Genomic DNA, 13,896 nt, shown 5'->3' with positions numbered 1-13,896 from the left:
GCCACATGAGAAACCGCCCGCCCGACCCCGGCCCGCCCCGGCCTGGGTGGGTGCGGCAGGGCCACCTTGAGGGGCGCCGCACCGCGAAGCCCGCGCTTAGGGTGAGGCCATGGACAGCGAGAACCGCCTCGGCGGCTTCCTGCGGGCACGCCGCGACCTGGTGCGGCCCGAGGACGCCGGGCTCCCCCCGGGCGTCCGCCGCCGCGTGCCCGGGCTGCGGCGCGAGGAGGTGGCGGCGCTGGCGGGGGTCAGCACCGACTACTACGTCCGGATCGAGCAGGGACGCGAGCGCCACCCCTCCCCGCAGGTGCTGGAGGCCCTGGTCCGGGCCCTGCGCCTGGGCGCCGAGGAGGCCGCCCACGCGCACCGGCTGGCCTACCCGATGCCCGAGCGCCCCGCCCGGCCGCCCGACGAGCAGGTCTCCCCGGGGCTGCTGCGCATGATGCGGGCATGGCCGCACACCCCGGCGGTCGTGCTGGGGCCGCTGCTGACCGTCCTGGCCCACAACCTGCTGGGCGGCGCCCTGTTCGACGGCCACGCCCACAGCCGCGACCTGATGCGCCTGGTGTTCCTGGACCCCGGCGCGCGCGACTTCTACCCCGACTGGGACCGGGTGGCCCTCAACACCGTCGCGGGACTGCGGGAGTCGGCCGGCACCGGCGCCCCCGACCCCCGCCTGCGCGCGCTGGTGGCCGAGCTGTCGGCGCACAGCGCCGCGTTCCGCGGTCTGTGGGAACGCCACGACATCCGGCAGAAGACCCGCGAGACCAAGCGCTTCCGCCATCCGCTGGCCGGCGAGATCACCCTGGAATACGAGTCGCTGACGATCAACAGCGCCCCCGGGCAGCAGCTCGTCGTCTACCAGGCCGAGCCGGGCAGCCCGTCGGCGCACGCGCTGACCCTGCTGGGCAGCCTGGCGGCGTCCGGCACCGGCGGCGGCGTCCCAGAACACGCCCGGTCCCCGCTCACGACCGACTGACCGCCCCCGCGGGACCGGACGACCGGCCCCGCCCACCCCCGCCCCACCCGGCGGCGGCCCGCCCTCGGGGCCGTCCGCCCTCCTCACCACGCCCTGCCGTCCCACGAAAGGCGCGTCCCCCATGACCCGCGACGACTCCCCCGTCTGGTTCATCACCGGCTGCTCCACCGGGCTGGGCCGGGCCCTCGCCACGGCGGCCCTCCGGCGCGGCCACCGCGTGGCCGTGACCGCCCGCGACCCGCGCCAGGTCGCCGGCCTGGCCGCCGCGCACGGCGACCGGGCCGCGGCCCTGCCCCTGGACGTCACCGACCCCGCCCAGGTCCGCGCCGCCGTCGACCTGGCCGAGGCGGTGTTCGGCCGCATCGACGTCCTGGTCAACAACGCCGGATACGGCTACCTCGCCGCGGTGGAGGAGGGCGAGGACGACCAGATCCGCGCCCTGTTCGACACCAACGTGTTCGGGCTCGCCGACGTCACCCGCGCCGTCCTGCCGGGGATGCGCGCCCGCCGCAGCGGCCACGTCGTCACCGTCTCCTCGCTGGGCGGCCTGGCCGCCTTCGGCGCCACCGGCTACTACCACGCCACCAAGTTCGCCGTCGAAGGACTGTCGGAGTCCCTGGCCGCCGAGGTCAGGCCGCTCGGCATCAAGGTCACCATCGTCGAGCCCGCCGCGTTCCGCACCAACTGGCCCGGCCCGTCCATGCGCCAGTCCGCCGTCCGCATCCCCGACTACGACGAGACCGCCGGGACCCGCCGCGCCGCGACCCTGGCCACCTACGGGCACCAGCCCGGCGACCCCGAACGCGCCGCACAGGCGATCATCGCCGTCACCGAGGCGGACGAGCCGCCGCTGCGCCTCCTGCTCGGCAAGGCCGCGCTGGACATCGTCCAGGCCCGCATGGACTCCATGAAGGCGCTGTGCGAGACCTGGCGGGACACCACCCTGTCGGCCGACTACCCCCAGCACCCCCAGACCTGACCCCGCGGCCGCCACGGCCGGCCGCGCTAGCCGGCCGGGTCCGGCGCCCCCGGCAGGTCCACGCGGGCCAGGGTCCCGCCGCCGGGCGCCGCCTCCAGCGCGACACGCCCGCCGCACTCCTCCACGACCCGCGCGACGATCGACAGGCCCAGCCCCGAGCCGGGCAGGCTCCGCGCCGACGGCGAGCGCCAGAACCGCTCGAACACGTGCGGGAGATCCCCGCCGGGGATCCCGGGGCCGTGGTCGCGGACGGTCAGCCCGCCGTCCCGCAGGCCGACCTCGACCGTCCCGCCCGGCGGGCTGAACTTGACCGCGTTGTCCAGCAGGTTCACCACGGCGCGTTCCAGCGACGCCGCGTCGCCCATCACGTACCACGGCTCCGTCGAGGCCCGGACGGTCAGCCCCGGCCCGCGCAGCCGCGCGCGCTCGACGGCGCGGCCCACCACCTCGTGCAGCGCGACCGGCTCGCGGACCGGCTCGGCCTCGGCGGGACGCGCCAGCTCCAGCAGGTCCCCCACGAGGCTGGACAGCTCCCGCATCTGCGCCTTCACGCTGTCCAGCAGCCGGTGCCGGGTGTCGCCGGGCAGCTCACGGCCGCTGGCCTCGGCGCGCAGCAGCAGGTCGATGTTGGTGCGCAGGCTCGTCAGCGGCGTCCGCAGCTCGTGCCCGGCGTCGGCGATCAGCTGCCGCTGCCGCTCGCGGGACGCCGCGAGCGCGGCGGTCATGGTGTTGAAGGAGCGGCTCAGCCGCGCGATCTCGTCGGTCCCCTCCTCGGGGATGCGGGTGCCGAGGTCCTCGGTGCGCGCGACGTGCTCGACGGCGCCGGTCAGCTCGTCCACCGGCCGCAGCGCCGCCCGGGCGATCATCAGCCCGGCGCCCGCCGACACCACCACCCCCAGCGCGGTGACCGCCACCAGCAGCAGCGCCAGGTTCCCCAGCGGGCCCTCGGCCTCCTTCAGCGAGATCGCGAACGACACCGCGAACGGCTCGCCCCCCGGCGTCCGCAGCGACCGCGTCAGCACCCGCACGTCGATGTGGTCGCCCGCGGCGGTGACGCCGCGCCCGTCGTGCACGGCGCGTTCCCGCGCGCCCCTGGCGACCGCGGCGTCGGCGCCGGTCACCTCCAGCGTCCCGGCGCCGGGCAGCGTGCACGCCCGGCCCCGCGCGTCCACCACCTGCGTGATCTCCGCGGGCCCCGGCGGGAACTGCCCGGTCCCGGTCCCAGGCCGGGCGCCGGGCCGGCAGTCCGCCAGCGCCGCGCCCAGGTCGCGCTCGAAACGCTGCATCCGCGGCGGCACCCCGCCGCCCGGCCCCGGCGGCCCGCTCATCGCGCCCAGCCGGCGGTCCAGCTCCCGGTAGAGCTGGTTGCGGGTCAGGTACCAGCCGGCCGTCGCGCACGCCGCCACCGCCAGCGCCACCGCCGCCGCGACCAGCAGCGCCAGCCGCGCGCGCAGCGTCAGCCGCCCGGCCACGCGGCGCCGCCCCGTCACGGCGGCGCCGCCTGCCGCAGGACGTACCCGACGCCCCGGACGGTGTGCAGCACCCGCGGCATCCCCTCCGCCTCGGTCTTGCGCCGCAGGTACATCACGTACACGTCCAGCGAGTTGGAGGCGGGCTCGAAGTCGAACCCCCACACCGTCTCCAGGATCTGCTCGCGGGTCAGGACCTGCCGGGGGTGCGCCAGGAACATCTCCAGCAGCATGTACTCGGTGCGGGTCAGCTCCAGGGGCCGCCCCGCCCGGACGACCTCGCGGGTCAGGGTGTCCATCCGCAGGTCGCCGAACACCAGCACGTCCTCGCGGCGCGGCGCGGCGGCCATCGCCCCGCGCCGCAGCAGCGCCCGCACCCGCGCGAGCAGCTCGTCCAGCTCGAAGGGCTTGGCGAGGTAGTCGTCGGCGCCGGCGTCCAGGCCCGTGACGCGGTCGCCGACCATGTCGCGGGCGGTCAGCATCAGCACCGGCATGGTGGCGCCGAGCGCGCGCAGCCGCCGGCACGTGGTCAGGCCGTCCATCCGCGGCATCAGCACGTCCAGCACGACCAGGTCCGGGGGCTCGGCCCCGGCCCGCTCCAGCGCGATCACCCCGTCGGCGGCCTCGGCGACCTCGTACCCCTCGAACGCCAGGCTGCTCGACAGCGACTCCCGGACGGCGGGCTCGTCGTCCACGACCAGTATCCGCGCGGGCGACGCCCCCCGCCTGCCGGGCTCCATGCACACACCGTAACCACCACCGGCGGCCGCTCCGCCCGCCAGGCGGCGTTTCTCATCGTCCTCTCAGGAACTTCTGAGACCGGGCTCAGCGGCGGGACCACCGGGCGCGGGCCGGGTCGCGGTGATCCACGTGGTCTTCATGACGTCGACGACCACGTCCCGCGCCACCTCCAGCATCAGCTCCCGCAGCGCGTCCTTCATCGCCAGCCGCAGCGCCTCGCGCATCAGCCCGGCCATCACCGCCTCGATCGCGGTGGCGGCGGTCCGGGCGGCCAGCCGCACCGCCAGCTCCGCCGCGGCGCGGGCGACGGCGCTGCCCGCCGCGGCGGCGACCAGGTCACCGGCCGACCGCGCGGCCTCGCTGCCGGCGGCGCGCGTGGCCAGGCCCGCCGCGGCCGTCGCCAGCGGCGCCAGCTCCGGCGACGCCGCCGCGTCCCGCGCCCGCTCGCGCAGCGCCCCGCCCAGCCCGGCCGCGGCCTCGGCGGCGGCCTCCCGGACGGCCCGGACCATCAGCGGCCGCGCCACGTCCACCGCCGCCTCGACCGCGACGTCGGCGACGGCGTCGAAGGCGGTGTCGACCACGGCCCTCGTCGCCGCCTGCACGGCCGGCGCGGACACGGTGCGCCCCGCCACGTCCAGCGCCGTGGCGGTCGCGGCGCGGGCGAGGGGGCTGCCGGTGGCGAGGCGGCGCGCGGCGGCGGCCATCGGATGCCGCGCCGCCTGCTCCGCCAGCGTCATCGCGGCCGCGGTGACCTCGAACGCGGTGCCGGTGACGGCGTTGGACCCGGCGGCGGCACGGGCCTCCAGCACCACCCGCTCGGCCGCCGCCGTCGCGATCCCGACGGCGGCGTCGCGGGCCGCGCGCTCGACGACCCGCATCGCCGGCGTCCCCGCCAGCTGCTCGACGAACCGGGCCGCGGCGACGGACGCGGCGTCGCGCGCGGCCTGCCGGACGGGCTCGCCCACGGCCCCGGCGAGCCGCGCGGCGCCCGCCGCCGCCGGTGCCAGGCCGTCGGCGAACCCCTCGATGCGCTCGGCCGCCGCCCGGTCGGCCCGCTCCACCCGGGCCGCCAGGCCGGTCCCGTCCCGGCCCCGCCGGGCCGGGACCCGCCCGCCCGGCTCCTCGACCTTCTCGTCCACGACCACGCCCCTATCACGGTCCCGTCTCTCAAATCACCATAACTTCCCTTTGCCGTCTTCCGTGCCCGCGCGACCCCGGAACCCGCCCCCGCAGGGCGCGCGGATAACCGGTGGCCGCCGCCGGGGGCGGCCGGTATCCTCGGGCCCGGAACGTGAAGGAGGTGGGGACGATGGCCGTCACCGCGGTCGCTGCCGCGCGCAGCACCCAGCCCGTCCTCATCTCCCGGGCCACCGGCTGACCCGACCGCCCGCAGGCGCGGCGCCCACGCCGGGGCCCCTTCACGCAAGGGTTCCGATCCGTTGTCCTTCACATCCACCGGGCCGTCCCCTCTCGCCGCCTACGGCTGGGACGAGACCCTGGAGAACGACTTCACCCCGCATCGCGCCGCCGGGCTGGTACCGGCCCGCGTCATCGCGGTCGACCGCGGGCTGTGCGACGTCGTCACCGAGACCGGCCCGCTGCGGGCCGGGACGGGGCCGGTCGCCTCACCCGACCCCGCCGCCGCGCCGTGCACCGGCGACTGGGCCGCGCTGCGGCCCGCCGGCGCGCAGGCCGGAGGGCCGGTCGTGGCGGAGCTGCTGCCCCGCCGGACCGCGATCGTCCGGTCCACCGTCTCGCGCGAGTCGCGCGGGCAGGTCCTGGCCGCCAACGTCGACACCGTCGCCATCGCCGTCTCCCTGGCCGACCACCTCGACCTCGGACGCGTCGAGCGGCTGCTGGCCCTGGCCTGGGAGAGCGGCGCCCGGCCCGTCGTCGTGCTCACCAAGGCCGACTCCCTGCCCGGCACCGCCGAGGCCGAGGCCGCCGTCGCCGCCGCCGCGCCCGGCGTCGACGTCGTCGCGTGCAGCGCCGCCACCGGGGACGGCGTGGACGCGGTTGCGGCGGTCCTGGACGGCACCGTCGTGCTGCTCGGCCCGTCCGGCGCGGGCAAGTCCACGCTGGGCAACGCCCTGCTGGGCGCCGAGACCCTCGCGACCGGCGCCGTCCGGGAACGCGACGGCAAGGGACGCCACACCACCGTCCGCCGCGACCTGCTGCCGCTGCCGGGCGGCGGCGTCCTCATCGACACCCCCGGCCTGCGCCGCGTCGGGCTGTGGGACGCCGCCGAGGGCCTCCAGCAGACCTTCGCCGAGATCGAGGAGCTCGCCGCCGCGTGCCGGTTCGGCGACTGCGCCCACGGCGGCGAACCCGGCTGCGCCGTCCTCGCCGCCGTCCAGGACGGCACCCTGCCCGCCCGCCGCCTCGAGAGCTACCGCAGGCTGCTGCGCGAGAACGCCTGGATCGCGGCGCGCAGCGACGCCCGGCTCCGCGCCGAGCAGCGCGACCGGTGGAAGGCCGTCACCAAGGCCCAGCGGCAGATGTACAGGGACCGGGGGAGGGACCGGTGACCGCCACCGCGCACTCCTGGAGGACACGGCCGGAGACCACCGCGGACGCGCAGGCGGTGCGCCGCGTCCTGCTGGCGGCGTTCCCGACACCGCAGGAGGCCGACCTGGTCGACGCGCTGCGCGCCGGCCCGGCCTGGCTGCCGGGCCTGTCCCGCGTCGCCGAGACACCCGGCGGGCAGGTCGCCGGGTACGCGCTGCTGACCCGCTGCCGGGTCGGCGGCGACGCCGCGCTCGCCCTGGCGCCCGTGGCGGTCCTGCCGTCCCGCCAGCGCACCGGGGCGGGCGGCGCCGCCGTCCGGGCGGTCCTGGACGCCGCGGCGGGACGCGGCGAGCGGCTGGTGGTCGTCCTCGGGCACCCGGACTACTACCCGAGGTTCGGGTTCGGGCGCGCGTCGCGGCTCGGGATCACCACCTCCTTCGAGGTGCCCGACGAGGCGCTGATGGCCCTGGTGCTCGGCGGCCCCGGGCCCGTCCCGTCCGGGACGGTGGAGTACCCCGCGCCGTTCGGCGTCTGACAGGCGAGGCCACGGCGGCACCCGATGTGACACCCGCACCCGGTCCGCGGTCTCCGGCGCACCCGCGCCGGGGACCGCGGACCCCCGGGTCACCGGCCGCGGCGCTGGTGGGTGCGGATCGACAACGGCACGAACACCGCCAGCAGCACCGCCGACCACAGCAGCGACGCGGCGACCGGATGCGCGACCGGCCACGCCGCGTCCCCGGCGGGCGCGGCCGCGTTGCCGAACAGCCGCCGGCACGCGGCGGTGAGCGCGCTGACCGGGTTCCACTCGGCGATCACCCGCAGCACCGCCGGCATCCCGCCGGTCGGCACGAACGAGTTCGACAGCATCGTCACCGGGAAGACCAGCGGGATGAGCTGGTCGGCGGTCTGCTCGTTCTTCACCACCAGCCCGAGATAGCAGCCCGCCCACGCCAGCGCGTACCGCATCAGCCCCAGCAGCAGGAACGCCTCGGCGGTCGAAACCAGTCCGCGGTGCGCCCGCCAGCCCACCGCCAGGCCCGTCACCGCCATGATGGCCAGCCCGAGCACGCCGTTGAGCATCTCGGCGCCGGTCTGCCCGAACGGGACCGCCGACCGCGCCATCGGCATGGACCGGAACCGGTCCATCACCCCGCGCGAGGCGTCGGTCGCCACCCGCATCGTGACCGCCATCACCGAGGTGAAGGTGACCATCGCGAACAGCCCGGGCATCAGGTACTCGCGGTACCCGCCGCCGCCCGGGACCCTGATCGCGCTGCCGAACACGTACCCGAACAGCACGACCATGATCGCGGGGAAGATCAGCGCGGCGACGAGCTCCCCGGGCCGCCGCCGCAGCCGGCCCAGCTCACGGCCGATCAGCGTGAGGCCGTCGGCGAACGTCCACCGCAGCCGCCCCGCCCACGACGGCCGGGACGGGACGAGGGCGGGCGCGGTCATCGCACGGCCTCCTCGCGCCGCGCGGCGGCCCCGTCCGCCTCCGCGCCGCCGGAGCCGGTCGCGGCGTCGCCCTCGCCGGCCTCCGCGGGGCGGCCGGTGAGGCGCAGGAACACCTCGTCGAGGGTGGGCCGCCGGAGCCCGACGTCGCCGACGGCGACCCCGGCGCGGTCCAGCTCGCGGACGAGGTCGGCGATCCGGACGCTCCCGTGGGCGAGCGCGACCGACAGGCGGTCGCCGTCGAGCGCCGGATACGCGCCCGCCAGGCGGTGCAGGACGCCCGCGGCGCCGGACGCGGCCGCCGCGTCCTCCAGTACGACGTCCAGCCGGTCCCCGATCGAGGACTTCAGTTCGTCGGGGGTGCCGGTGGCGATGACACGGCCGTGGTCGACGACGGCGATGTCGTCGGCGAGCCGGTCCGCCTCGTCCAGGTACTGGGTGGTGAGCAGCACGGTGGTGCCGTCGGCGACCAGCTCGCGGACGCTGTCCCAGATCTCGCCGCGGCTGCGCGGGTCCAGCCCGGTGGTCGGCTCGTCCAGGAACAGCACCTGGGGCCGCAGGATGAGGCTGGCGATCAGGTCCAGGCGGCGGCGCATCCCCCCGGAGTAGCCGCCCACGGGCCGGTCGGCGGCCTCGGCGAGCCCGAACCGCTCCAGCAGCTCGTCCGCACGGTGGCGGGCGGCGGCGCGCGAGAGGTGGTAGAGGCGGCCGAACAGCCGCAGGTTCGCGCGGCCGGTGAGGTTCTCGTCGACCGCGGCGTGCTGCCCGGCCAGCCCGATCCGGGCCCGCACCCGGTCGGGCTCCCGCGCGACGTCGTGCCCGGCGACGCGGGCGTGCCCGGAGTCGGCGTCGGCGAGCGTCGCCAGGATCCGCACCGCGGTCGTCTTCCCCGCCCCATTGGGGCCGAGGAGCCCGCACACCGTCCCGGCAGGGACGGCCAGGTCCAGCCCGTCCAGGGCCTGGGTGGCGCCGAAGCGCTTGCGCAGCGCCTCGGCGGCCACCATCGGTTCGTCCGCCATCACACCTCCATTGGGTACACCGTACGCATCCGGCGCGGTCCAGGGTAGGCAACTGGGTACGATGTACGCAACTAGGATCTCTGGGAGGTGGGGTCGCTCGGCCCCGGTCGAGCGAGGGGGTGCCGTGTCGGGCGGCGAGCACGTCAGCATCTGGTCGGTTCCCGAGCGCCAGGGCCGCGGGCCCCGGCCCGCCTACAGCCGCGCCCAGATCACCGAGGCGGCCGTGCGGATCGCCGACGCCGACGGCCTGGAGGCCGCGTCGATGCGGCGCATCGCCGCCGAGCTCGGCACCGGCGCGATGTCGCTGTACCGGTACGTGCCGAGCCGCGACGACCTCATCGAGCTGATGTACGACCACGTCGTGGCCGTCCCCGGCCTCCCGGAGCGTCCCACCGGCGACTGGCGCGCCGACCTGGCGCTGGTGGCCCGCGCCTCCCGCGCGACGCTGCTGGCCCACCCGTGGGTGGCCGGGCTGAACCGGAGCCGCCTGACCTACGGCCCGAACCAGCTGCGGCTGCTGGAGTTCGCGCTCGGCGCCCTGGACGTCGGCATCCCGGTCGATGAGATGCTCACGCTGGTCGGGATGCTCAACGGCTACGTCGAGCTGGACGTGCGCCGCGAGCTGGAGTGGCGGCGCGAGTACCGGCGCAGCGGGCTCACGCCCGAGGACTGGATGATGCGGACCGGCCCGCGCGTGCGGGAGCTGATGGAGAGCGGCGACTACCCGATGTTCACCCGGGTCATCGTCGACGCCCGCATCCCCCACATGACCGGCGACGAGCAGTTCGAGTACGGCCTTGGCCGCGTCCTGGACTGCATCGCCTCCGCCCTCCCCGGCCCGCCCGCCGGGACCGCGCCGCGCGGGTGACCGCGTGCTGCGGGGGCGACAGGGACACCGGGACGCGATCGGGCGGCTGATCGACGGCGCCCGCGAAGGGCGCGGCGGCGCCCTGGTCCTGCGCGGCGAGGCGGGCATCGGCAAGACCGCGCTGCTGGACGAGGCCGCCGCCACGGCGGAGGGCGTGCGGGTGCTGCGCGCCACCGGGGTGGAGGCCGAGACCGCGCTGCCGTTCGCCGCGCTGCAGATGCTGCTGCGCCCCGCTCCCCGGACGCAGGCGCTCCCGCCCGCGCAGGCGCGGGCCCTGCACGCCGCCCTCGGCCTGCCCGCCCCGGACCCGGCCACCACGGACCCCGACGACCCCGACGACCCCGACGACTCGGACGGCCAAGGCGGCCGAGGCGGCGCGGGCCGGTTCCTGACCGCGCTCGCGGTCCTGAACGTGCTGTCGGACCTGGCGTCGGACCGGCCGGTGCTGTGCCTGGTCGACGACGCGCACTGGCTCGACCCCGCGTCGGCGGACGCGCTGCTGTTCGCCGCCCGCCGCCTGGACGCCGAGGGCGCCGCGATCGTGTTCGCGGCCCGCGAGGGCTTCGCCGCCCCCGGCCTCCCCGCGCTGCCGCTGGACGGGCTGGACCGCCCGGCCGCCGCCGCGCTGCTCGCCGAACGGTCCCCCGGCCTGGACGACGCGGTCCGCGACCGGATCCTCGACGAGGCGTCCGGCAACCCGCTCGCCCTGCTCGAACTGCCCGCCGCCCTCAGCGCGGCGGAGCGGGCGGGACACCGCCCTCCCCCGCCCGCGCTGCCGGTCACCGGCCGCGTGATCGCCGCGTTCGGGACCAGGATCGAACGGCTGCCGCAGGGGCCGCGGCTGGCCCTGTCGGTCGCCGCCGCCGAGGGCACCGGCGACCTGGCGGCGGTGCTGCGCGCCGCGCGGCTCCTGGGCGCGGCGCCCGGCGACCTCGACGCAGCCGTGCGGGCCGGGCTGCTGCGGATCACCGGGACACGCGCGCGGTTCCGGCACCCCCTCGTCCGCGCGGCCGCCTACCAGCTCATGCCGCTGACCACGCGGCTCGCCGTGCACGGCGCGCTCGCCGAGGTGTCGGACGGCGCCCGCCGGGCCCTGCACCGCGCGGCGGCCTCGCCCGAGCCCGACGAGGACGTGGCGGCCGAGCTGGAGGAGTCCGCCGCCGCGGCGCGCGAACGCGGCGCGCCCGCGGCCGCCGCGGGCCTGTACGAGCACGCCGCCCGGCTCAGCCCCGCCGAGGCCGACCGGACGCGGCGGCTGATCCGCGCCGCCCAGGCGGCGATCACCGGGGGGCGCACCGGCCACGCGGCGGACCTGGCCGGGCGGGCGGCCGCGATGCCGCTCGGGCCCGTGCCGCTCGCCGAGGTCGCCATGGTCCGCGCGACCGCCGAGTTCGAGCGGGGCGCACCGCCCGGCACGGCCCGGCACCTGGCCGACAGCGCCGTCCCGGTCGCCGGGACCGACCCGGGCCTGGCGCTGACCCTGCTGGTCATGGCGGCCGGGAACGCCTGGTCGGCGGGCGAGGACGGCGAGGTGCGCCGGATCGCCGGGCTCGCGGCCGGGATCGGCGCCGCCGCCGTCGGGACCTGCGTCACCCGCGCCGCCGGGGAGACCGCCTCGGCCGCCGCCGCGCTGGTGGGGCTCGGCCGCGTCGCCGCCGGGGACGCCGCGTCCGGGCTGCCGCTGCTGCGGGACGTGGTGGAGGCCGCGCGCGTCGACCCGCCCGGCAGCCTCATCGCGCGGCTGCTGGTGCTGTCCCTGGCGCTGCTGCTCGGCGACGACGGGACGGCCGCGCAGCTGGCCGCCGCCGACGCCGCGCACGCCCGCCACCGCGGCCTGGCCGGCGCGCTGCCCGCGACGTTGCAGGTCCTCGCGCAGACGCAGGCGGCGGCCGGGCTGCACCGGGACGCCGCGGCGACCGCCGCCGAGGCCCTCGCCCTCGCCCGCGAGACCGGCCAGCGCCACCGCGAGGCGCGGCTCGCCGCCGTCACCGCCCGGATCGCCGCGATCGAGGGCGACCGGGACCGGTGCCGCGCCCTGGCCGCCGCGACCGCGGGATCGGTGGCGGAGGCGGCCGCGGCGGGCGCCTGCGCGCTCGGACTGCTGGACCTCGGCCTCGGACGGCACCACGACGCGCTGCGCGTCCTGGAGGAGGCCGCGGCCGGGCCCGCCCGCCGCACCGCCGCCGTGGCGTACGCGGCCGCCGACCTGGCCGAGGCGGCGGTGGGCGCCGGGGACCCCCAACGCGCGCGGGTCGCGGCCGGGCGGCTCACCGCGTGGGCCGCCGCCCTCGACCGCCCGTGGGTCTCGGCGGTCGCGCTGCGCTGCCGGGCACTGCTGGACCCCTCCGAGGAGACGTTCCAGGCGGCGATGCGGCTGCACGCGGCCGGCGGGCCGCCGTTCGAGCACGCCCGGACCGCGCTGCTCCACGGCGCGTGGCTGCGCCGCGAGCGGCGCCGTGCGGACGCCCGCGGCCCCCTCCGCCTCGCCCTGTCGGTCTTCGAGCGGCTCGGCGCCGCGCCGTGGGCGGACCGGGCCCGCGGCGAGCTGCGCGCCACCGGGGGGACCGTGCCCGCGCCGGACGGCGGCCCGGACCCGCTGGACCGGCTCACCCCGCAGGAGCTCCAGATCGTCCGGCTCGCCGCGTCCGGTGCCGGGAACCGCGAGATCGCGGCGCGGCTGTTCCTCAGCCACCGGACGGTCGAGTACCACCTGTACAAGGCGTTCCCCAAGCTCGGCGTCACCTCGCGCACCGAGCTGGCACGCTTCGCCTGACGCCCTCCCCCGGCCGCCCGGCGCCCTCCTGGCGCGCAGCGGCTTCCCCGCACGGGCGGTGACTACGGTGGTGCCACGGATTCGGCCCCGTGCCGTCCCCGCCTAGCTTCGTGATCGTCGACAGTGACGACCAGGGAGCCGGTGATGAGCAGAGTGATCGTCTTCGATGGGCCGGGCGGGCCCGAGGCGCTGCGCCTCGCGGAGGTCGCCGAGCCCCGCCCCGGGCCCGGCCAGGTGCGGGTGCGCGTCAGGGCGGCCGGTGTCCAGCCGTTCGACGTCGCCGTGGTCGGGGGCTGGCTGCCCGCCGGCGCGGACGCCGCCTACCCCCGCACCCCGGGCAACGAGTTCGCCGGAGTGATCGACTCCCTCGGCGAGGGCGTGACGGGGCCCGCCGCCGGTGACGAGGTGCTGGGCTTCACCCTCCTCAACGCCTACCGCGAGCATCTGGTGGTCCCCGCCGCGCAGGTCACCGCGAAGCCGCCCGCGATGCCGTGGGAGGTGGCCGGCGGGTTCACCGCCCCCGCGCAGACCGCCTACAACTCCCTGGAGGAACTGCAGGCCGGCCGGGGCGACACCCTCCTGGTGCACGGCGCGGCGGGTGCGGTCGGCACGGTCGCGGTGCAGCTCGGACGGCTGTGGGGGGCGACGGTGATCGGCGCCGCCCGCGAGGGCCAGCACGCCTACCTCCGGTCGCTGGGCGCCCTCCCGGTCGCCTATGGCGACGGGTTCGCCGACCGGGTGCGCGGCCTGGCGCCGGACGGGACCGTGACCGCCTCCCTCGACGGCGTCGGCGGCGCCGCCCTGGACGCCACGCTGGACCTGGTCCGGGACCGCTCCCGCATCATCACCCTGCACGACCACGACCGCGCCGCCGCCCTCGGCGTCCGCCTGTCCCCCGCCCGGCGCACCGCCGCGCGGCTGGCCGAGATGGCCGGGCTGTACGCCCGCGGCGACCTGACATGGCACGTGCACGCCGCGTTCCCGCTGGAGCGGGTCGCCGACGCCCACCGCGCCTACCGGGCGGGCGGCATCCGCGGCAAGATCGTCCTGACGGTGGACTGAGCCGGGCCCGGACATGGAATCAGGGCCGGTGCCGCCTGAG

Annotated in this window: 12 protein-coding genes; 7 read left to right on the top strand and 5 right to left on the bottom strand. The window is 77.9% G+C overall.

Annotated elements, in window-relative coordinates; translation table 11 throughout:
* Window positions 1-109 precede the first annotated feature (109 nt).
* Both AGRA3207_RS01800 and AGRA3207_RS01795 read left to right on the top strand, forming a co-directional pair.
* Window positions 110-979, top strand: coding sequence for a helix-turn-helix domain-containing protein (locus AGRA3207_RS01800; protein WP_231332801.1), 870 nt, complete (start codon window positions 110-112; stop codon window positions 977-979).
* A gap of 121 nt (window positions 980-1,100) precedes the next feature.
* The gene (locus AGRA3207_RS01795; protein ID WP_231332800.1) at window positions 1,101-1,958 is read left to right on the top strand and encodes an oxidoreductase; all 858 of its coding nucleotides are present in this window, start codon (window positions 1,101-1,103) and stop codon (window positions 1,956-1,958) included.
* Between the two features lie 26 nt (window positions 1,959-1,984).
* Here AGRA3207_RS01795 and AGRA3207_RS01790 read toward each other — a convergent pair whose 3' ends face one another.
* From AGRA3207_RS01790 to AGRA3207_RS01780, 3 genes are all read right to left on the bottom strand, one after another.
* Window positions 1,985-3,448 (bottom strand): sensor histidine kinase, encoded by a 1,464-nt coding sequence (locus AGRA3207_RS01790; protein ID WP_231332799.1) that lies wholly within the window; start codon window positions 3,446-3,448, stop codon window positions 1,985-1,987.
* Window positions 3,445-4,167, bottom strand: coding sequence for a response regulator transcription factor (locus AGRA3207_RS01785; RefSeq protein ID WP_231332798.1), 723 nt, complete (start codon window positions 4,165-4,167; stop codon window positions 3,445-3,447). The genes AGRA3207_RS01790 and AGRA3207_RS01785 overlap by 4 nt, the downstream gene beginning before the upstream one ends.
* A 63-nt stretch (window positions 4,168-4,230) precedes the next feature.
* On the bottom strand, window positions 4,231-5,307 hold the full coding sequence (locus AGRA3207_RS01780) for a hypothetical protein (RefSeq protein ID WP_231332797.1): 1,077 nt from the start codon (window positions 5,305-5,307) through the stop codon (window positions 4,231-4,233).
* 300 nt (window positions 5,308-5,607) lie between these two features.
* Between AGRA3207_RS01780 and rsgA the strand changes: the two genes are divergently transcribed.
* Complete coding sequence (gene rsgA, locus AGRA3207_RS01775) at window positions 5,608-6,696, top strand: ribosome small subunit-dependent GTPase A (protein ID WP_231332796.1); 1,089 nt, start codon at window positions 5,608-5,610, stop codon at window positions 6,694-6,696.
* Window positions 6,693-7,211, top strand: coding sequence for a GNAT family N-acetyltransferase (locus tag AGRA3207_RS01770; protein ID WP_231332795.1), 519 nt, complete (start codon window positions 6,693-6,695; stop codon window positions 7,209-7,211). Before rsgA ends, AGRA3207_RS01770 begins: the two co-directional genes overlap by 4 nt.
* An 89-nt stretch (window positions 7,212-7,300) precedes the next feature.
* Here the strand turns inward: AGRA3207_RS01770 and AGRA3207_RS01765 are convergent, their stop codons facing one another.
* Window positions 7,301-8,137: an ABC transporter permease gene (locus tag AGRA3207_RS01765; protein ID WP_231332794.1), complete on the bottom strand. Its 837-nt coding sequence runs from the start codon at window positions 8,135-8,137 to the stop codon at window positions 7,301-7,303.
* Complete coding sequence (locus AGRA3207_RS01760) at window positions 8,134-9,153, bottom strand: ATP-binding cassette domain-containing protein (protein WP_231332793.1); 1,020 nt, start codon at window positions 9,151-9,153, stop codon at window positions 8,134-8,136. Before AGRA3207_RS01760 ends, AGRA3207_RS01765 begins: the two co-directional genes overlap by 4 nt.
* Before the next feature lie 124 nt (window positions 9,154-9,277).
* Here AGRA3207_RS01760 and AGRA3207_RS01755 point away from each other — a divergent pair, with 124 nt between their 5' ends.
* From AGRA3207_RS01755 to AGRA3207_RS01745, 3 genes are all read left to right on the top strand, one after another.
* Window positions 9,278-10,021: a TetR/AcrR family transcriptional regulator gene (locus tag AGRA3207_RS01755; RefSeq protein ID WP_231332792.1), complete on the top strand. Its 744-nt coding sequence runs from the start codon at window positions 9,278-9,280 to the stop codon at window positions 10,019-10,021.
* Between the two features lie 4 nt (window positions 10,022-10,025).
* Window positions 10,026-12,794 (top strand): AAA family ATPase, encoded by a 2,769-nt coding sequence (locus tag AGRA3207_RS01750; protein ID WP_231332791.1) that lies wholly within the window; start codon window positions 10,026-10,028, stop codon window positions 12,792-12,794.
* A 144-nt stretch (window positions 12,795-12,938) separates the two neighbouring features.
* Window positions 12,939-13,856 carry an NADP-dependent oxidoreductase gene (locus AGRA3207_RS01745; RefSeq protein ID WP_231332790.1) on the top strand — a complete coding sequence of 306 codons (918 nt, stop codon included), beginning with the start codon at window positions 12,939-12,941 and terminating at the stop codon, window positions 13,854-13,856.
* Window positions 13,857-13,896: the final 40 nt, after the last annotated feature.

This window comes from Actinomadura graeca (assembly GCF_019175365.1).
Classification (GTDB): Bacteria; Actinomycetota; Actinomycetes; order Streptosporangiales; family Streptosporangiaceae; genus Spirillospora; species Spirillospora graeca.
Note: the sequence above shows the minus strand (reverse complement) of the source record. Positions and strands in the feature narration are given on the sequence as shown.